Annotated in this window: 16 protein-coding genes; 15 read left to right on the plus strand and 1 reads right to left on the minus strand. The window is 61.6% G+C overall.

The window, feature by feature from the left end; all coding sequences use genetic code 11:
- Positions 1-133: 133 nt before the first annotated feature.
- The 15 genes from gltB (at position 134) to gspM (ending at position 18,559) form a co-directional block, all read left to right on the plus strand.
- The gene (gltB, locus tag WHX55_RS01940) at positions 134-4,579 is read left to right on the plus strand and encodes a glutamate synthase large subunit (protein ID WP_150756780.1); all 4,446 of its coding nucleotides are present in this window, start codon (positions 134-136) and stop codon (positions 4,577-4,579) included.
- Between the two features lie 32 nt (positions 4,580-4,611).
- The gene (locus WHX55_RS01945) at positions 4,612-6,030 is read left to right on the plus strand and encodes an FAD-dependent oxidoreductase (protein ID WP_007997363.1); all 1,419 of its coding nucleotides are present in this window, start codon (positions 4,612-4,614) and stop codon (positions 6,028-6,030) included.
- 253 nt (positions 6,031-6,283) lie between these two features.
- Positions 6,284-7,351 carry a uroporphyrinogen decarboxylase gene (gene hemE, locus WHX55_RS01950; RefSeq protein WP_353741926.1) on the plus strand — a complete coding sequence of 356 codons (1,068 nt, stop codon included), beginning with the start codon at positions 6,284-6,286 and terminating at the stop codon, positions 7,349-7,351.
- Positions 7,352-7,645: 294 nt separating this feature from the next.
- On the plus strand, positions 7,646-9,112 hold the full coding sequence (gene gbpA, locus WHX55_RS01955) for an N-acetylglucosamine-binding protein GbpA (protein ID WP_353741927.1): 1,467 nt from the start codon (positions 7,646-7,648) through the stop codon (positions 9,110-9,112).
- Positions 9,113-9,170: 58 nt separating this feature from the next.
- The gene (locus tag WHX55_RS01960; protein WP_224789017.1) at positions 9,171-9,725 is read left to right on the plus strand and encodes a type II secretion system protein N; all 555 of its coding nucleotides are present in this window, start codon (positions 9,171-9,173) and stop codon (positions 9,723-9,725) included.
- Between the two features lie 8 nt (positions 9,726-9,733).
- Positions 9,734-11,650, plus strand: coding sequence for a type II secretion system secretin GspD (gspD, locus tag WHX55_RS01965; RefSeq protein ID WP_353741928.1), 1,917 nt, complete (start codon positions 9,734-9,736; stop codon positions 11,648-11,650).
- Between the two features lie 4 nt (positions 11,651-11,654).
- Complete coding sequence (gene gspE / locus WHX55_RS01970; protein ID WP_353741929.1) at positions 11,655-13,127, plus strand: type II secretion system ATPase GspE; 1,473 nt, start codon at positions 11,655-11,657, stop codon at positions 13,125-13,127.
- A 3-nt stretch (positions 13,128-13,130) separates the two neighbouring features.
- Positions 13,131-14,339 carry a type II secretion system inner membrane protein GspF gene (gene gspF / locus WHX55_RS01975; protein ID WP_150726590.1) on the plus strand — a complete coding sequence of 403 codons (1,209 nt, stop codon included), beginning with the start codon at positions 13,131-13,133 and terminating at the stop codon, positions 14,337-14,339.
- 3 nt (positions 14,340-14,342) lie between these two features.
- On the plus strand, positions 14,343-14,798 hold the full coding sequence (gene gspG, locus WHX55_RS01980) for a type II secretion system major pseudopilin GspG (protein ID WP_353741930.1): 456 nt from the start codon (positions 14,343-14,345) through the stop codon (positions 14,796-14,798).
- A gap of 42 nt (positions 14,799-14,840) precedes the next feature.
- The gene (locus WHX55_RS01985) at positions 14,841-15,269 is read left to right on the plus strand and encodes a GspH/FimT family pseudopilin (protein WP_353741931.1); all 429 of its coding nucleotides are present in this window, start codon (positions 14,841-14,843) and stop codon (positions 15,267-15,269) included.
- Positions 15,262-15,645, plus strand: a complete 384-nt coding sequence (gene gspI / locus WHX55_RS01990; RefSeq protein WP_353741932.1) for a type II secretion system minor pseudopilin GspI — start codon at positions 15,262-15,264, stop codon at positions 15,643-15,645. The genes WHX55_RS01985 and gspI overlap by 8 nt, the downstream gene beginning before the upstream one ends.
- A complete protein-coding gene (locus WHX55_RS01995; protein WP_353741933.1) occupies positions 15,638-16,180 on the plus strand; it encodes a type II secretion system protein GspJ in 543 nt (180 codons plus the stop codon). Before gspI ends, WHX55_RS01995 begins: the two co-directional genes overlap by 8 nt.
- Positions 16,177-17,028 carry a type II secretion system protein GspK gene (locus WHX55_RS02000; RefSeq protein ID WP_353741934.1) on the plus strand — a complete coding sequence of 284 codons (852 nt, stop codon included), beginning with the start codon at positions 16,177-16,179 and terminating at the stop codon, positions 17,026-17,028. Before WHX55_RS01995 ends, WHX55_RS02000 begins: the two co-directional genes overlap by 4 nt.
- Complete coding sequence (gene gspL / locus WHX55_RS02005) at positions 17,025-18,131, plus strand: type II secretion system protein GspL (RefSeq protein ID WP_353741935.1); 1,107 nt, start codon at positions 17,025-17,027, stop codon at positions 18,129-18,131. Before WHX55_RS02000 ends, gspL begins: the two co-directional genes overlap by 4 nt.
- Positions 18,128-18,559, plus strand: coding sequence for a type II secretion system protein GspM (gene gspM / locus WHX55_RS02010; protein ID WP_353741936.1), 432 nt, complete (start codon positions 18,128-18,130; stop codon positions 18,557-18,559). The genes gspL and gspM overlap by 4 nt, the downstream gene beginning before the upstream one ends.
- On the opposite strand, the gene WHX55_RS02015 is transcribed toward gspM, so the two are convergent.
- Positions 18,552-19,832 (minus strand): MFS transporter, encoded by a 1,281-nt coding sequence (locus tag WHX55_RS02015; RefSeq protein WP_353741937.1) that lies wholly within the window; start codon positions 19,830-19,832, stop codon positions 18,552-18,554. The genes gspM and WHX55_RS02015 overlap by 8 nt on opposite strands.
- Positions 19,833-19,933 lie beyond the last annotated feature (101 nt).

Raw genomic sequence — 19,933 nt, forward strand, 5'->3', positions numbered from 1 at the left:
GGGCCAAGTGTCGGTGTGTACAATGACCTCCCTTTTGCTCCCGCAAAGCTGGCGTACGTTCGGCGCGGATGGCAAGTGGTTGAATTGAAAAGAAATTTGCCTCGTAAAGAGGCAGCCTGGTGAGAAAGTGTCTATGAAAGCAGGTCTGTACCAACCAGATGAATTCAAGGATAACTGCGGTTTCGGCCTGATAGCCCATATGCAGGGCGAGCCCAGTCATACCCTTTTGCAAACGGCCATCGAGGCCCTGACCTGCATGACCCACCGCGGTGGGATTAATGCCGACGGCAAGACCGGTGACGGTTGCGGTCTGCTGATTCAAAAGCCGGACGTGTTCCTGCGAGCCATCGCCCAGGAAACCTTCGGCGTCGAAATGCCCAAGCAATACGCTGTGGGCATGGTCTTCTTCAACCAGGACCCGGTCAAAGCCGAAGCCGCTCGCGAGAACATGAACCGCGAGATCCTGGCTGCCGGCCTGCAACTGGTCGGCTGGCGCAAAGTGCCGATCGACACCAGCGTCCTCGGCCGCCTGGCCCTTGAGCGCCTGCCGCAGATCGAGCAGGTGTTCATCGGCGGTGAAGGCCTGAGCGATCAGGACATGGCCGTCAAGCTGTTCACCTCCCGTCGTCGCTCGTCCGTGGCCAACGCCGCCGACACCGACCACTACGTCTGCAGCTTTTCGCACAAGACCATCATTTACAAAGGCCTGATGATGCCGGCGGACTTGACCGCCTTCTATCCGGACCTGAGCGATGAGCGCCTGCAAACCTCGATTTGCGTGTTCCACCAGCGCTTCTCCACCAACACCCTGCCGAAATGGCCACTGGCTCAACCGTTCCGCTTCCTGGCGCACAACGGCGAGATCAACACCATCACCGGCAACCGCAACTGGGCCGTGGCCCGTCGCACCAAGTTCACCAACGATCTGATGGACCTGGAAGAACTGGGCCCGCTGGTCAACCGCGTGGGTTCCGACTCCTCGAGCATGGACAACATGCTGGAGCTGATGGTCACCGGCGGCATCGACCTGTTCCGTGGCGTGCGGATGATCATTCCGCCTGCGTGGCAGAACGTCGAGACCATGGACCCGGATCTGCGTGCGTTCTACGAATACAACTCGATGCACATGGAACCGTGGGACGGCCCGGCCGGCGTGGTAATGACCGATGGTCGTTACGCGGTGTGCCTGCTCGACCGTAACGGTCTGCGTCCGGCGCGTTGGGTCACCACCAAGAACGGTTTCATCACCCTGGCCTCGGAAATCGGTGTCTGGAACTACCAGCCTGAAGACGTGATCGCCAAGGGCCGTGTGGGACCTGGCCAGATCTTTGCCGTGGACACCGAAACCGGTCAGATCCTCGACACCGATGCGATCGACAACCGCCTGAAGTCCCGTCATCCCTACAAGCAATGGCTGCGCAAGAATGCCCTGCGCATCCAGGCGACCATGGAAGACAACGACCACGGTTCGGCGTTCTACGACGTCGATCAGCTCAAGCAATACATGAAGATGTACCAGGTCACGTTCGAAGAGCGCGACCAGGTGCTGCGTCCGCTCGGCGAGCAAGGCTACGAAGCCGTGGGCTCGATGGGCGACGATACGCCGATGGCCGTGCTGTCCCAGCGCGTGCGTACGCCGTACGACTATTTCCGCCAGCAGTTCGCCCAGGTGACCAACCCGCCGATCGATCCGCTGCGTGAAGCCATCGTCATGTCTCTGGAGATCTGCCTCGGTGCCGAGCGCAACATCTTCCAGGAGTCGCCGGAACACGCTTCGCGCGTGATCCTCAGCTCGCCGGTCATTTCCCCGGCCAAGTGGCGCTCGCTGATGAACCTCGATCGTCCGGGCTTCGAACGCGCGATCATCGATCTGAACTACGACGAAAGCGTCGGTCTCGAAGCGGCGATCCGCAACGTGGCCGATCAGGCTGAAGAAGCCGTGCGTTCTGGTCGTACCCAGGTCGTGCTGAGTGACCGTCACATTGCCCCGGGCAAGTTGCCGATCCATGCTTCGCTGGCCACCGGCGCGGTGCACCATCGCCTGACTGAAAAAGGCCTGCGTTGCGACTCCAACATCCTGGTGGAAACCGCGACCGCTCGCGATCCGCATCACTTCGCCGTGTTGATCGGTTTCGGAGCCTCTGCCGTCTATCCGTTCCTGGCCTACGAAGTGCTGGGCGACCTGATCCGTACCGGTGAAGTACTGGGCGACCTCTACGAGGTGTTCAAGAACTACCGTAAAGGCATCACCAAAGGCTTGCTCAAGATCCTGTCGAAGATGGGCATTTCGACCATCACTTCGTACCGTGGTGCGCAGTTGTTCGAAGCCATCGGCCTGTCCGAGGAAGTCTGCAACCTGAGCTTCCGTGGCGTGCCAAGCCGCATCAAGGGTGCGCGTTTCGTCGACATCGAAGCCGAGCAGAAAGCACTCGCTACCGAAGCCTGGAGCCCGCGCAAGCCGATCCAGCAAGGTGGTTTGCTGAAGTTCGTCCACGGTGGCGAATATCACGCGTACAACCCGGACGTGGTCAACACCCTGCAAGCCGCTGTGCAGCAGGGCGACTACAGCAAGTTCAAGGAATACACGTCGCTGGTGGACAACCGCCCGGTGTCGATGATTCGTGACCTGCTGAAAGTCAAAACCCTCGACACGCCGCTGGACATCAGCGAGATCGAACCACTGGAATCGGTGCTCAAGCGCTTCGACTCCGCCGGTATCTCCCTGGGTGCCCTGTCGCCGGAAGCTCACGAAGCCCTGGCCGAAGCCATGAACCGCCTCGGTGCGCGTTCCAACTCCGGTGAAGGCGGCGAAGACCCGGCGCGCTACGGCACCATCAAGAGCTCGAAAATCAAGCAGGTTGCCACTGGCCGTTTCGGTGTAACCCCGGAATACCTGGTCAACGCTGAAGTGCTGCAGATCAAGGTCGCCCAGGGCGCCAAGCCCGGCGAAGGTGGTCAATTGCCGGGCGGCAAGGTCAACGGTCTGATCGCCAAGCTGCGTTACGCAGTGCCGGGCGTGACCCTGATTTCGCCACCGCCGCACCACGACATCTACTCGATCGAAGACTTGTCGCAGCTGATTTTCGACCTGAAACAAGTCAACCCGAAGGCGCTGGTCTCGGTGAAGCTGGTAGCAGAAGCGGGCGTCGGCACCATCGCCGCCGGTGTAGCCAAGGCCTACGCGGACTTGATCACCATCTCCGGCTACGACGGCGGCACCGGTGCATCACCGCTGACCTCGATCAAATACGCGGGCGCTCCGTGGGAACTCGGCCTGGCCGAAACCCACCAGACCCTGCGCGGCAACGACCTGCGCGGCAAAGTCCGGGTGCAGACCGACGGCGGCCTGAAAACCGGCCTCGACGTGATCAAGGCGGCGATCCTCGGCGCTGAAAGCTTCGGCTTCGGCACCGCGCCGATGATCGCCCTGGGCTGCAAATACCTGCGCATCTGCCACCTGAACAACTGCGCCACCGGCGTCGCGACCCAGAACGAGAAGCTGCGCAAGGATCACTACATCGGTACCGTCGACATGGTGGTGAATTTCTTCACCTACGTCGCCGAAGAAACCCGTGAATGGCTGGCCAAGCTGGGCGTGCGTTCCCTCGAAGAGCTGATCGGCCGTACCGATCTGCTGGAAGTCCTCGAAGGCCAGACCGCCAAGCAGCATCACCTGGACCTTACCCCCTTGCTGGGCAGCGACCACGTGCCGGCGGACAAGCCACAGTTCTGCGGTGTGGAACGCAACCCGCCGTTCGACAAAGGCCTGCTGGCCGAGAAAATGGTCACCATGGCCACCTCGGCGATCAATGACCTGAGCGGTGCCGACTTCGACCTGGAAATCTGCAACTGCGACCGTTCCATCGGTGCACGGATCTCCGGCGAAATCGCGCGCAAGCACGGCAACCAGGGCATGGCCAACGCGCCGGTCACGTTCCGCTTCAAAGGCACGGCCGGGCAGAGTTTCGGCGTGTGGAACGCCGGTGGCCTGCACATGTACCTGGAAGGCGACGCCAACGACTACGTCGGCAAGGGCATGACCGGCGGCAAGCTGGTGATCGTTCCGCCGAAGGGCAGCGTCTACCGCACTCAGGACAGTGCCATCATCGGCAACACCTGCCTGTACGGCGCCACTGGCGGCAAGCTGTTCGCCGCTGGTACCGCGGGCGAGCGTTTCGCCGTGCGTAACTCCGGTGCCCACACCGTCGTGGAAGGCACTGGCGATCACTGTTGCGAGTACATGACCGGTGGTTTCGTCTGCGTATTGGGCAAGACCGGTTACAACTTCGGCTCTGGCATGACCGGTGGTTTCGCCTACGTGCTCGACCAGGACAACAGTTTCGTTGACCGGGTCAACCACGAACTGGTGGAAATCCAGCGGATCAGCGGCGAGGCGATGGAAGCCTACCGTAGCCACCTGCAACGCGTGCTGAACGAGTACGTCGAGGAGACCGACAGCGAGTGGGGTCGTGAACTCGCCGAGAACCTCGATGATTACGTGCGCCGTTTCTGGCTGGTCAAGCCCAAGGCTGCCAACCTGAAGTCGTTGCTTTCCAGCACCCGTGCCAACCCGCAGTGATATGCGCCTGAAGAGTTTGATGAGGTTTTAAAATGGCTGAACGTCTGAATAATGACTTCCAGTTCATCGAGGTCGGGCGCAAGGATCCGAAGAAGAAACTGTTGCGTCAACGCAAGAAAGAGTTCGTGGAAATCTACGAACCCTTCAAACCCCAGCAGTCGGCCGACCAGGCCCACCGCTGCCTGGGTTGCGGTAACCCGTATTGCGAATGGAAGTGCCCGGTGCACAACTTCATTCCCAACTGGCTGAAACTGGTGGCCGAGGGCAACATCCTCCAGGCCGCCGAGCTGTCGCACCAGACCAACACCCTGCCGGAAGTCTGCGGTCGGGTGTGCCCGCAGGACCGTCTGTGCGAGGGTGCCTGCACCCTCAACGACGGCTTCGGCGCGGTGACCATCGGCTCGGTGGAGAAGTACATCACCGACACCGCGTTCGCCATGGGCTGGCGCCCAGACATGTCCAAGGTCAAGCCGACCGGCAAGCGTGTCGCGATCATCGGTGCCGGGCCTGCGGGCCTGGGCTGTGCCGACGTGCTGGTGCGCGGTGGCGTGACCCCGGTGGTGTTCGACAAGAACCCGGAAATCGGCGGTCTGCTGACCTTCGGCATCCCCGAGTTCAAGCTGGAAAAGACCGTGCTGAGCAATCGTCGCGAAGTCTTCAGCGGCATGGGCATCGAGTTCCGCCTCAACACCGAGGTCGGCAAGGACGTGACCATGGAGCAACTGCTCGAAGAATACGATGCGGTATTCATGGGCATGGGCACCTACACCTACATGAAGGGCGGCTTTGCCGGGGAAGACCTGCCGGGCGTGTACGACGCGCTGGACTTCCTGATCGCCAACGTCAACCGCAACCTGGGCTTTGAAAAGTCGCCGGAAGATTTCGTCGACATGAAAGGCAAGAAGGTCGTGGTACTCGGCGGCGGCGACACGGCGATGGACTGCAACCGCACCTCGATCCGTCAGGGCGCCAAGTCGGTGACCTGCGCCTATCGTCGTGACGAAGCGAACATGCCTGGCTCGCGCAAAGAGGTGAAGAACGCCAAGGAAGAAGGCGTGAAATTCCTCTACAACCGCCAGCCGATCGCCATTGTCGGTGAAGACAAGGTCGAAGGCGTGAAGGTGGTCGAGACCCGTCTCGGCGAGCCGGACGCCCGTGGTCGTCGCAGCCCCGAGCCGATCCCGGGCTCCGAAGAGATCATCCCGGCCGACGCCGTGGTCATCGCTTTCGGTTTCCGCCCAAGCCCGGCGCCGTGGTTCGAGCAGTTCGAGATCCAGACCGACAGCCAGGGCCGCGTGGTGGCGCCGGAACAAGGTCAGTACAAGCACCAGACCAGCAACCCGAAAATCTTCGCCGGTGGCGACATGGTGCGCGGTTCCGACCTGGTGGTGACAGCGATCTTCGAAGGCCGTAATGCGGCGGAAGGGATCCTGGATTACCTGGGCGTCTGACCCCAGAACCAGGCTTGAAATGCAGTAACCCTGTGGGAGCGAGCCTGCTCGCGAAAGCGGTCTGTCAGCCAACTTCTATGTTGGATGTGCCGGCCTCTTCGCGAGCAGGCTCGCTCCCACAGTCGTTTTGTGGTGAGGCAAATACTGCATTCCACCGCGACAAATTGACCCGATAGACAAAAGGCTGACCTGCAACCGTGCCTTTTGCGCCCGGCTCTGAGAAAATGCCCTCACTTTTTTTCCGGATGCCGACATGACTGCCCTGAAGAACGACCGTTTCCTGCGCGCCCTGCTCAAGCAACCTGTAGACGTCACCCCCGTGTGGATGATGCGTCAGGCCGGTCGCTACCTGCCTGAATACCGCGCCAGCCGTGCCAAGGCCGGCGACTTCATGAGCCTGTGCATGAACCCGGCGTTCGCTTGCGAAGTCACGATGCAGCCGCTCGACCGCTATCCGCAACTGGATGCGGCAATCCTCTTTTCCGACATCCTGACCATCCCCGATGCCATGGGCCAAGGCCTGTACTTCGAAACCGGCGAAGGTCCGCGCTTCAAGAAAGTCGTCAGCACCCTGGCCGACATCGAAGCCTTGCCGATTCCTGATCCGCAAAAAGACCTGGGTTACGTGATGGACGCGGTCAGCACCATCCGCCGCGAACTGAACGGCCGCGTGCCGCTGATCGGCTTTGCCGGCAGCCCATGGACCCTGGCCACCTACATGGTCGAAGGCGGCTCGTCGAAAGACTACCGCAAGACCAAAACCATGCTCTACGACAACCCGCAAGCCTTGCACCTGCTGCTGGACAAGCTCGCGCAGACGGTCACCAGCTACCTCAACGGCCAGATCATGGCCGGTGCCCAAGCGGTGCAGATCTTCGACAGCTGGGGCGGCAGCCTGTCGGCGGCGGCGTACCAGGAATTCTCCCTGGCCTACATGAAGAAAATTGTCAGCGGCCTGATCCGCGAGCACGAAGGGCGCAAGGTGCCGGTGATCCTGTTCACCAAGAACGGTGGCCTGTGGCTGGAAAGCATCGCCGACGCCGGTGCTGATGCATTGGGTCTGGACTGGACCTGCGACATCGGCAACGCCCGCGCCCGTGTCGGCGACAAGGTCGCGCTGCAAGGCAACATGGACCCGACCGTGCTCTACGCCAAACCGGAAGCCATCCGCGCAGAAGTCGGGCGTATTCTGGCCAGCTACGGCAAGGGCAGCGGCCACGTGTTCAACCTCGGCCATGGCATCACGCCGGAAGTCGATCCGGAACACGCCGGTGCATTCTTGCGTGCCGTGCATGAATTGTCGGCGCAATATCACGAGTAACGGTCAACGCCGTTTTCCAGAAGCCTGTCCCGCCTCGTGCCGGACAGGCTTTTTTGTGCCCTACAGAAACACGGCCCGGATAAAGCATTTCTTCCTGTAAGAGTGTTTCCTTTCTTTGTCGGAAAACCGAAGGCGCAGACTATTCCCGCCTGGTTCGATGATTACTCCTACATAGAACTCTTCGTCATCCCCGTAAGGTTCCAGACCCCTGTTCAGCGCAATTCTGAACAATAACGAAGGGAACATCGCCGCCTGCAAGGTGCGTTGTTTTCGATAAGCAGTCTGGAATACGTCATGAAAATAACTTTTGATAAAAGAAGTGCGCTAACCGCCTGCACTTCATCGATGGTCCTGTTATCGGCAATGCTGGCCTCTCAAACCGTTTCCGCCCATGGCTATCTGGACGTGCCACCGTCCCGTGCTCTGTTGTGCCAGAAAGGGGTCAACACCAACTGCGGCGACGAGCAGTTCGAACCGCAGAGTGTTGGTGAAACCTTCAAAGGCTTTCCGGCGGGCGTCGGTGGTACTCCATTGCAAGGACCGGTCGATGGCAAGATTGCCAGCGGTGGTAACGCCCGTTTCTCAACCTTGGATGCCCAGTTCGCCACCCGTTGGCACCTGACGGAAATCAGGGATCGCAACATCGATTTCCAATGGCGTTACACCGCGGTTCACCCGGCCACCAAGCACGAGTATTTCATCACCCGCAACGGCTGGAATCCGAACGAATCCCTCAAGCGCGCCACCTTCGAAAGCACGCCGTTCTGCACCATCGACGGTGGCAACCAGAAACCGTCCAACAGCGACAAACACAACTGCACCATTCCAGCTGACAAATCCGGCCACCACGTCGTCCTGGCCATCTGGACCGTGGGCGATACCGATGCCGCGTTCTACAACGCTACGGATCTGAACATCTTGGCAGAGCCTGAGCTGCCTGGTGGCTGGTCCTCGGTTGGCAGCATTGCGCCATCGACCACGTTGCTGGTAGGCGACAAGGTCAAGGCCCGCGCGTTCACCGCCAATGGTGAGAGTCCGGACTACAGCGTCGAAATCAGCATCGAAAACGCTGAAGACGGCACGCCGCAAAACTGGTCGTTCAAGTTGGCGGAAAAAATCAACGCGACCCACACCCTGGTTCGCGCCGGTATCCGTGACGAGAGCGGCAATGTTGTCCCGGTCAAAGGCACCAATCGCCTCTACGCGCAAAAAGAAAGCGGCGTAGTCCGCTACGAAGTGCAGCTGGACATGAAGGAAGACACCGCTGCCCGCATGTCGGTGGCCTCGCAGCAAGCCGAATACGTTCTGGATAAAGGCCGGGCCAAGGTCGAGTTCAGCATGATTTCGAACCGCCCGATGAACGTCGAAGCCACCTTGTTCGATCAGAACAACAAACCGGTTGGCACCACGTCGGCTCAAGTGGCCAGTGGTTCCACCTCGCTGTCCATGGATGTGCGTAGCAACCCGGGCGTGCACACACTGACCCTGGTCGGCACCACGCTGGATGGTCGCACTACCCGTCAGGATACTCAGGCCACCCAGATGACCGGTGAAGGCGCTGGCATCGAATACGACTTCGTGTTCCCTGATGGCATCAGCGGCTACACCGCTGGTACCAAGGTGTTGCAGCCGAAGACCGACGAAGTCTTTGAGTGCAAGCCGTTCCCTGAGTCGGGTTACTGCAAGCAGTACAGCCCAACCGCCAACGGCTTCGAGCCGGGTGTTGGTGCTCACTGGCACATGGCGTGGGACAAGTTGTAAGTCCTCGCAACTGGCTTCAGGTGGCCTCAAAAAGGTCGCCTGAAGCCGGGCGTCTCTGTTGAGTATCGAGTTAAAAATGAAGGTTTCGAAATTCTCCGGACAACGCTTTCGGGCGTGCCTGAGCAGCGTTTGTTGGCTCGCGTTGCCAGTGGGCGGCGCAGTGTTTCTGGCGTGGCAGGAAATGGAGTTTCGCGAGCATCTGGCTTCACCGTCGCCCGACATTGCAACCCGAGTGCCGGTGCCTGTACGTGAACCGCTCGAAACAGCATCGATTGCCATTGTGTTCGGCCTGACGACGGAGGCCACACCGCAGCCCAGCTCCGAGCCGATGACTTTGCAAGCGAGCTTTGTCAGCAACGGATTATCCAAGGCACTGCTGGCCAATGCACAAGGCTCTCGTCTCTATCAGGTGGGTGAGCGCTTGCCTGGCGGCAGCGTCCTGCGTCGTATCGAGACCCACCAGGTTGCACTGTGGAACAAGGGGCGAGAAGAGCTGCTAACGCTCGTGCCTTCTGGCGCACGTTTTCTGAAGGGACTCGAATCATCCGTCGATTCTCAACCGGTTACCACGACCACGCGCTTTTTACGCCCGCTCTCCGGGCAACCAGAGTGATGAATTTCATGAACAGCTTCGTCGGTGTGCATTGGTTGCGCTCCATGTTTCTGCTTGCCGTTTTGGCGGCTGCAACCTTTTCGGGCACGCTTCGCGCTGAAGAAAAATGGCAGCTGGCGATGAACAACGCTGAGCTGCGCGACATCGTCGAAGAGATCTCCGGCATTCTGGGAACCACCGTGGTGCTGGACCCCAAAGTCTCCGGTCGTATCACCGTCATGTCCCGGCAGGCCCTCGATCGTGAGGGGGTGCGTCGGTTGTTCTATTCAGTGCTCGACGCCCACAACTTCACGGTGATCGATGAGGGCGACCGGATTCTCATCACCCCGGTTGCCGAGGCCAAGACCCGGGCCGGCCAGGGCACGGTAAAAACCACCACGGCGTCGCAGTTCGTGACCGAAGTCATCGGCTTGAACACCAGCAGTGCCTCCGATATTGCCGGGCTGGTGCGACCGTTGGTGTCTGCCAATGGTTACGTCGGCCCTTCGGTGTCGGCCAACGCGTTGGTGCTGACCGATACGGCTGCCAATGTGAAGCGCATTGCCCGGGTGATCCGCGAGCTGGACTCCGGGCAGAACAACCTGCACGCGGTGGTTCAGCTCAAGCATGCCCAGGCGGGCGATGTCGCGCCGGTGATCGAGGCCTCCATGGGCAAGCGCAATGCCGATTCAGCGATACAGGTACTGGCCGACACCAGGACCAATCGCCTGATTTTCATCGGCCCGCCGGTCGTTCGCCAGCGCTTGATCGAACTGGCCCGAGGTCTCGATACGCCGGCCACCACGACGCTCGACAATGCCCGAGTGATTCGCCTGCGTCACAGCGATGCCAAGCAGTTGGCCGAGATCCTGGAGTCGATGGGGCAGGGCAGAAAGCAGACATCCGCCGTCGGCAGCGCTAAGGACACATCTGGCGCTGCAACCTTCATGATCAAGGCCGACGAAAGCCAGAACGCACTGGTGCTGATCGCCGAGCCGGCGCAGGTGCGGACGATCGAGAACATCGTGCGTCAGCTGGACCAGCCACGAGCCCAGGTGTTGATCCATGCCGCCATCGTCGAAATCTCCGGCGACATCGCCGAGGCCGTCGGCGTGCAGTGGAACCTCAGCACAGGTGACGCCAAGGGCTTCATCAACTTTCCTGGCACCGACATTCCGATTGTGGGCGGGCTGAAGTTCGACGAGAAAAGATCGGCGCCGGAAGGGGCGATCCTGCAACTGGGCAGCGACCGCTTCGGCGCGCTGATTTCAGCCCTGGCCAGCAATACCCACAGCAACCTGCTGTCCACGCCGAGCCTGTTGACCCTGGACAATCAGGAAGCCGAAATCATCGTCGGCCAGAATGTGCCGTTCAAGACCGGCTCCTATGCCACCAACAGCAACGGCGGGGAGAATCCGTTCACCACTGTCGAGCGCAAGGACGTCGGCATCAGCCTGAAGATCAAGCCTTACATCAACGAAGGCTCGACGTTGCGCCTGGAGGTCGAACAGGAAGTGTCGGACATCGCACCGTCAGTGTCGGGGATCGACTCCTCGGACCTGATCACCAACAAGCGAGCGCTCAAGAGCACCATCCTCGCGGACGATGGCGAAATCATCGTGATCGGCGGCCTGATCCGGGACAGCGTGCGCACCCAGAAAAGCGGCGTGCCGCTGCTGCGTGACATTCCCTACCTCGGCGCGTTGTTCCGCTGGAGCCGCGACACCCAGACCAAAAGCAACCTGATGGTGTTCTTGCGCCCGACCATCGTGCGCAGCAAGGAAGACCTGTCCCAGGTCAGCCAGCAGCGTTACAACGCGCTGCGTGACTTGAGCAAATCAGGGGCGGGGGAGAACAACTCGTTGTTGCTGCCATCCGAGGCGCGCGGGTTGTTCGAACCGGCCAGCGATGCGCCAGTGTTCGATTTGCGCAGCAAGGCGCAGTAAATCCATGAGCGAACTCTGTGAGCAATTGCCCTTCGGCTTCGCCCGGCGTTTTGGCGTGTTGCTGGAGCATGACGGCGACGACCTGCGCCTTGCCCTGCGTAGCGATGCGCCGCTCGCCGCATTGGCGGAGGCGCGCCGGGTGTGCGGGCGGGCATTGCCGTTTCAAATCGTCGGGGCCGATGAGTACGCCTCGCGCCTGGCGGCGGCCTATCGCGAGGGGCACAGTGCGGTGGAGCAAGTTGCCCAGGGACTGGACGAAGAACTGGACTTGCTCAGCCTGGTCGATCAGGTCCCGCAAACCGCCGACCTGCTGGAGCAACAGGGCGACGCACCGATCATTCGCCTGATCAACGCGCTGCTCGGTGAAGCGGTGCGTGAGCATGCCTCGGATGTGCACCTGGAAACCTTCGAGCAGTACCTGTCGGTGCGCATGCGGGTGGATGGTCAACTGCGTGAAATGCTCAGGCCCAAGCGCGAACTGGCGACGCTGCTGGTGTCGCGGATCAAGGTCATGGCGCGCCTGGACATTGCGGAAAAACGCGTGCCCCAGGATGGACGAATGGCCTTGCGCCTGGCCGGGCATGAAGTCGATGTGCGGGTCTCGACGCTGCCTTCGGCCCATGGCGAACGGGTGGTGCTGCGCCTGCTCGACAAGCAGGCCGGGCGCCTGGACCTGCATCGGCTGGGTATGCCGGACGATACCCTCGCGGTCCTGCGCCAGTTGTTGGGCAAACCCCACGGCATCCTGTTGGTGACCGGGCCGACCGGTTCCGGCAAGACCACCAGCCTGTACGCCGCGCTGAGCAGTCTGAATGACCAGACCCGCAACATCCTGACGGTCGAAGACCCGATCGAATATCACCTGCCGGGCGTCGGTCAGATGCCGGTCAATCCGAAAGTCGACATGACCTTCGCCCGGGGCCTGCGGGCGATTTTGCGCCAGGACCCGGACGTGGTGATGGTCGGCGAAATCCGTGACCGCGAAACCGCCGAGATCGCTGTCCAGGCGTCCTTGACCGGGCATCTGGTGCTCTCGACCCTGCACACCAGCAGCGCGGCAGGCGCGGTCACGCGGCTGGTAGACATGGGCGTCGATGCCTATCTGCTGGCGTCCTCGCTGGTGGGCATTCTGGCCCAGCGCCTGCTGCGCACCTTGTGCCCCCATTGCAAGGTTTCGTACCTCGCCGACGCGGCAGCCTGCCAGCGCCTGGGGCTCGACACCGCCACGCCGCACACCCTGTTCAAGGCCTCGGGCTGTGAACAGTGCCAGCACGGCTATCGCGGCCGCATCGGCATTTACGAACTGATCAGCGTCACACCCGCCGTCTCGGCGCTGATCCATCAGGGCGCCCACGAGCAAATCCTCGTCGACGAAACACGCAAGGTCTCGCGCAGCCTGTTCCAGGACGGGCGCCAGCGGGTGCTGGAAGGATTGACCAGCCTTGATGAATTGCTGCGCGTGACGCAGGAGAACTGACCGGTGCCGACCTTCGACTACCGCGCCCACGACGCCCAGGGACGGTCCTGCAGGGGACGACTGGAGGCCGATGGACCCCGCCATGCGCGACAGTTGTTGCGTGAGCGCGGCTTGTGGCCGCGTGTGTTGACCGAGGTTCGGGTTGGCAGCGGTGCGGACAAACAGTCGCGAGGTGGGCGCCTGAGTGCAGCTGATCTGGCGCTGTTGACGTTGCAATTGTCAACGCTGGTTCAGGCCGGACTGCCTCTGGAAGAAGCGCTCGATGCGGTGGCGAAGCAGAGCTCAAAGCGCAAGGTGGCGGGCTTGCTCTCGGCGGTCAGGAGCCGGGTGATGGAAGGCCACGCCCTGGCCTCGGCGCTGGGGCAATTTCCCAGGGCCTTCCCCGAGTTGTTCCGCGCCACCGTTGCCGCTGGAGAACGCTCGGGGTATCTGGGCCATGTGCTGGAGCAACTGGCGGCCTACACCCAGGCCCGCCAGGCCTCGCGGCAAAAGATCCAGATGGCCCTGGTGTACCCGTTGATCCTGATGTTGGCCAGCCTGGCAATCGTCGGTTTTCTGCTCGGTTATGTGGTGCCGGATGTGGTGAAGATCTTCGTCGACAGCGGCCAGCCGTTGCCCTGGCTGACCCAGGCGCTGATCGGCGTGAGCAACGGCCTGCGCAACCATTTCCTGTTGTTGATCAGCGTGCTGGCGACGCTGTTCGGCCTGTGGCGCTGGAGCTGGCAGCAGCCGCAGTGGCGCCTGCGCTGGCATCGTTGGGTGCTGAATGCGCCAGTCATTGGTGAAGTGCTGCGTGCCATGGAAGCCGCACGGTTTGCCAGCACCCTGGCAATCCTCGGCAAAAGTGCCGTGCCGTTGGTGGACGCACTGGAGATTGCCGCCGCGGTCATCGGCAACCTGACCATTCGTGCGCGGATGGTCGATGTCGCCCGCTCTGTCCGCGAAGGCGGAACGCTGACCCGTGGCCTGGAACTGAGCGGCGACATCCCGCCGATGATGCTGCACATGATCGCCAGCGGCGAACGTGCCGGCGAACTCGACCGCATGCTGGCCCGGGCCGCCGAACAACAGGAAAACAGCCTCGCCGCGCGCATTGCGCTGGTGGTGAGCCTCTTCGAGCCGGCGATGCTTGTACTGATGGGCGGCGTCGTGCTGCTGATCGTCATGGCCATCCTGCTCCCGATTCTCAGCCTCAACCAATTGGTGAATTGATCCATGCAACCTGTCCGTAAAAACCTTTCTCGCGCGCAACGCGGTTTTACCCTGATCGAAATCATGGTGGTGGTGGTCATCATCGGCGTGCTGGGGGCTATCGTGGTGCCACAGTTCATGAGCCGCCCCGATCAAGCCAAGGTCACTGCCGCCAGAATCGATATCCAGGCCATCGCCACCGCCCTGGAAATGTATCGCCTCGACAACGCCCATTACCCCTCGACCCAGCAAGGCCTGGAAGCGTTGGTCAAACGTCCCTCCGGACTGCCCGCGGCACGGGGCTGGAACCCTCAGGGTTACCTCAAGAGCATGCCGGTCGACCCGTGGAGCACGCCTTATCAGTACCTCAATCCGGGGGTGCGATCGGTAGATGGCGCTTACGACCTGTATTCCCTGGGCGCTGATGGCGTAGCAGGCGGTGAAGGGTTTGCAGCCGAAATCGGCAATTGGGGCCATTGATCCGTGGGCTACCACTGCCGGGGGTTTACGTTATTGGAGCTGATGATCGTGATTGTCGTGGTTGGCGTCTTGCTGGGCATGGTGAGCTTTGTCGGTGGGGGCAGTCCCGCGCGCGAGGTCAGGCAGGAAGCCGAAGCGATGGTGCAGGTGATTCATCAATTGCGTGAGCGTGCGGTGTTCGAGGGGCAGGAATATGGCTTGCGGCTGGGTACCGATGGCCACCGGGTGATGCGCCGGGGTGTTGGCGGGTGGGAGCCGGTGAATGAACTGACTGCCTGGCCCCTGAGCGTGCAAGTACGTTTGCAGCAGGACGGCTATGCGGTAGGGCTGGACGCTGACGAAGGACCGCCACAGCTGCTGTTGCTCAGCAACGATGAAACCAGTGCCTTCACGCTGGCATTCGAGTCCGGCAACAGGACCTGGCTGAGCCTGTCCGGCGATGGCATCGGCGAGGTGGCGATCGATGACTAGCCGGCGATCCTTGTCGTCCATGGGCGGCTTCACGCTGCTGGAGATCATGGTGGCCCTGGCGGTCTTCGCGACACTGGCGGCAGCCGTGCTGTCGGCCAGTCAATACGCGGTGAAGCAGCGCGGCGCTGTTGAGGAGCGACTGTTTGCGGCGTGGCTGGCGGACAACCGGTTGAACGAATTGCGCCTGCAATCCGGCTTGGCGGCCGGTCAGCAACAACAGGTCGTGTCTATGGATCAGCGTGACTGGGTGCTGCAACAGCACATCAGCGCCACCCGCGATCCGCGTTTGCTCCAGGTCGACATTCAGGTCAGCCCGGCGAACAGTGCACACGCCTTGCATCGTGCCAGCGGCTGGATACTCGCGGTTCATGAATAAGCAGCGCGGGTTCACCTTGCTGGAGCTGGTCATCGCCATGGCCATCTTCGCCGTGCTGGGGTTGGCCAGTTGGGGCTTGTTCGATAGCGTGCTGCGAGTGCAACAGGGCACGACGGCCCACGAGCGAGCACTCAGGAGCCTGCAACGAGCGGTGGCGGTGATCGAGCGGGATCTGCTGCACGTCAGCGCACAGCCGATGGTGCTCGTACCGGCGCTTTTGCAGTTCCAGCGCAGTCACTGGCGCAATCCTCTGGACCAACCGCGCAGTGAGCGTCAAACGCTGACCTATCGACTCGATGGCGGCGTGCTGTGGCGCGAAAGCCAGGGCGAAGGTACGGAGTTCGTGCAGCGGCAAAAACTGCTCGAAGACGTTCGTGAGTTGCGCTGGCACCTGTTCGACAGTCAGTCCGGCTGGGTTGCTCATTGGCCGGCCGGGAAGGACGCGAAGGCGCCCATGGCGCTGGAAGTGCAAGTGTCGGTCGGGCGCTTCGAATCGATTCGTCGGGTGTTGCCGATGCCGGGTGCATTGCCATGAACGGGCGCCAACGCGGCATTGCGTTGATCAGCGTATTGCTGGTCATGAGCCTGGCACTGCTGATCATTGGTGGCGTGTTGCGCAGCCATCACCTTTCGCTGCAAAGCAGCGGGCAACAGTTGCAGCAGATACAGCTGCGGCAGCTCGCATCGGGCGGGGAAACCTGGGCGTTGTTGCTGTTGCGCGACGCGTTACAGGACGCGAAAAAACCCGTCGAGCGGATTCAAGGCTGGACGGCCATGGCACCGGGTTTCGAGGTTGAAGATGCGCAGATCCGAATCGATATCGACGACCTCGCCGGGCGCTTCAATCTCAATGCGTTGTTGCGCCAGGGGCAGGTGGATCAGGTCACCCTCAACCGTTGGGCGCGCCTGCTCGAGCTGCTCGAACTGCCTCCTCTGCAACTGAGCCAGGTCGGGTCGCTGGAGGAACTGAGCCAGCTGCGCTTGCTGCCTGGCATTGACGCTCGCCTGCTGCAGCGGCTGGAGCCCTGGGTGGCGCTGTTGCCCACCGACGCGGCCTTGAACATCAACACCGCACCGGCGCTGCTGTTAAGAACGCTCGGCGAGATGGACGCCGCGACCGCTGATGCGCTGGCGAGTCAGGCAGCAATAACGCCCTGGGCGAGCGTCCAGGCGTTTAGCCAGGACCCGTTGCTCTCCGGGCAGGGCCTGAGCAATCACGGACTTGGTACCCAAAGCCGCTGGTATCGGATAAGAGTGCAGGTGACCCGGGGCGGGGGCGAACTGCACCTGGCCACGGATGTCGGGCACGACCCCAAGACTCGACAACTGACGGTGCTGCAACGACGTTTTCTTCCCATGAATAGCCACGAGAGGCCGCGATGAACACTTGGCTTTACCTGACCGCCGAAGGGCACGACGCGCCATCCAGCCTTTGGCCTTGCGTCCTGTGGTCACAAGTCGGTCAACGCCAGCCGATGCCACTGAATCAAGCGACCTCGGCATTGCAGGGGCAGGCGGTTGATGTGCTACTGCCCATGGAAATGTGTAGTTGGGTACGCAGCGAGCCATGGCCGGCGCGGCGTAAACCCGAGGCCCAAGCCATAGCCTACGCCGTGGAAGATCAACTGAGTGAAGCGCTGGAGAGGGTGCATCTGAGTGTTGGCGCTCGTGATCGTGACGGCTGCTACCCGGTCATTGTCATTGGTCGCGAACGGTTGGCCGCCGTGCTCGACTTGCTGCGCGAGGCGGGTATTGAGGTGCGCGGGGTGTTCGTCGATGCTGATGTGTTGTCCGGCGATCAGCCGTGCGGCGCATGGTGGTTCGGTCGCTGGTTGTTGGGGGCAGGCTTGCCTGCGCGCCTGGCATTGTCGCAAGACCACCTGGCGCTGCTCGCCCCGTTATTACCCAAGGACATGCAATGGCTGGATGAGCGTGAGGCCCCCGCTGTCATCGATCAAAGCCTGACCCGCCGTCCAACCCGGTCCATCAATCTGCTGCAAGGCGCATTCGCCCCACGGGGCAAGCGTCTGCCTTGGCGTGCCGGCGGGTGGGCGTTGTTGATGCTGGCGCTGTTGACCTGGGGTGCCAGCGAGACGCGGATCCGCTTCCTCGACAGCGAAGCCCACCGCCTCGCCACCCAGAATGAACAGCGATTCAAGGCGCTTTACCCGGAGCAAAGCCGCATCGTCGATATGGCAGCGCAACTCAAGGCCCTGCAAAACCAGCCTGTGGATTCGCAAAACACCCGTATTGCAGGGCTGCTCCAGTTGATTGAGCAGGTGATCGGTGCCAGTCCGGTCGAGGTCCAGCGCATCGAGTTTCGAGCAGGCGAAGGCTGGAAAATCCAGCTGACCGCCAGCGGCTTTACCGAGCTGGAGCAGTTGCGGGAACGCGGACGACAACAAGGCATGCCCGTCCGGCTCGACAGCGCAAACAAAGCCGCTGACCGGGTGCAAGCCACCCTCACCGTGGAGGACGAGGCATGAAGCAGGTATGGCGACGTATTTCCGCGCGCGAACAACGGCTGTTGCAGGTATCGGGGGCTTTTTTGTTGGCGGTCGTGGCTTTCAGCCTGATCTGGCAACCAACCCGGCAGCGGCTGGAAGCTGTCGAGCGACAATACCAACAGCAGGCAGGGCTGGCCGCGCAACTGCAGCGGGCATTACCGCGCAGCCACGTCCCCGTCGACAGCGAAAAACCGCTATCGCTGCGCATCAGCGAAAGTGCCACGGCGGCGGGGCTGGAAATCCGTCAGATGGAGAGCGACAGCGATCTGCTGCGCGTGACCCTCAATGGCAATGCGCAGCCCTTGATGCAGTGGATCGACGGCATCGAGCGCGGCGGTGTCGCGTTGCAATCGCTGACCCTGGAAAAACGTGACGATGCCCTGGAGGCGCGGGTGGTGCTCAGGTAGCCGAGGTGTTCTGTGGCAACAACGGCAACTTCGCCAGCTTCAACGCGACCAGCAGCGCAATCACCAGCAGCGTGCCGATAAACAACCCGATCCCGTTCCAGCCGCCCAAGTGCCAGAACACGCCGCCTGCCGTACCGGCGATGCTCCCCCCGGCGTAGTAGCTGAACAGGTACAGGGACGATGCTTGCCCCTTGGCCCTGGTGGCGCGGCGGCCGATCCAGCTGCTGGCCACTGAGTGGGCGCCAAAGAAGCCGAAGGTAAAGACCAGCATGCCGATGATCACCAGCGGCAATGGCGTGAACATCGTCAGGGCGAGACCACCGATCATCAGCGCGATGGTGCTCCAGAGCACTTTGCGGCGACCGAGTTTGTCGGCCAGCGAACCGATTTTCGCTGAGCTATAGATGCCCGACAGGTACACCACCGACAGCAACCCGACGAAGGCCTGTTCCATGTGGTACGGCGCGGCCAGCAGGCGATAGCCGATGTAGTTGAACAGCGTGACGAACGCGCCCATCAACACAAAGGCTTCAAGAAACAGCAGCGGCAGGCCGGCGTCGCGAAAGTGCATGGTGAAACCGTCGAGCAGGCTGCGCGGGTGCAGCGAGCGGGCGCGGAAGTTGCGCGATTCGGGGAGGATTTTCCAGAACACCGCCGCGGCAATCAGCGCCAGGCCACCGATCACCAGCATCGCCGTGTGCCAGCTGACGAAGTCGATCAATACCCCGGTGATCAAGCGTCCGCTCATCCCGCCAATCGCGTTGCCACTGATGTACAAGCCCATGGCGAGGCCGATGTGCTGTGGGTGGATCTCTTCGCTCAAGTAAGTCATCGCAACCGCCGCCAGACCGCTCAACGACAACCCAATCAGCGCACGCATCAGCAGCACACCGTGCCAGCTCGGCATCATCGCACTGGCCATGGTGCACAGCGCTGCGGCGAACAGTGCGGCCACCATCACCGGTTTACGCCCGATACGGTCGGAAATCGGGCCGGTGATCAGCAGGCCGATGGCAAGCATGCCGGTGGCGATAGACAGGATCAGGCTGCTCTGCGCCGCGTTGATGGAATACTCGTCGGACAGCAGCGGCATCATCGGCTGCACGCAGTAGAGCAGGGCGAAAGTCGCGAAGCCGCCGCAGAACAATGCCAGCACCGTGCGCATGAACGCCGGGGTACCTTTTTCGATGTAGATTTCCGCCAGTTCAGCGGCAATAGCGTCCGGTGCTGCGGGAGGCACTTCATGGGCGAGAGGGGCGAAAGCAGTTTTCACGTTGGACCTCGGAGGACGCAGCCGGTCAGGCAATGAAAAAAGCATATAGCTGGCTAATGATTCAATCCAATATATTGTTCGACCTGTTTGATAGCTTTAAC

The organism is Pseudomonas fluorescens (genome assembly GCF_040448305.1).
Taxonomy (GTDB): domain Bacteria; phylum Pseudomonadota; class Gammaproteobacteria; order Pseudomonadales; family Pseudomonadaceae; genus Aquipseudomonas; species Aquipseudomonas fluorescens_BH.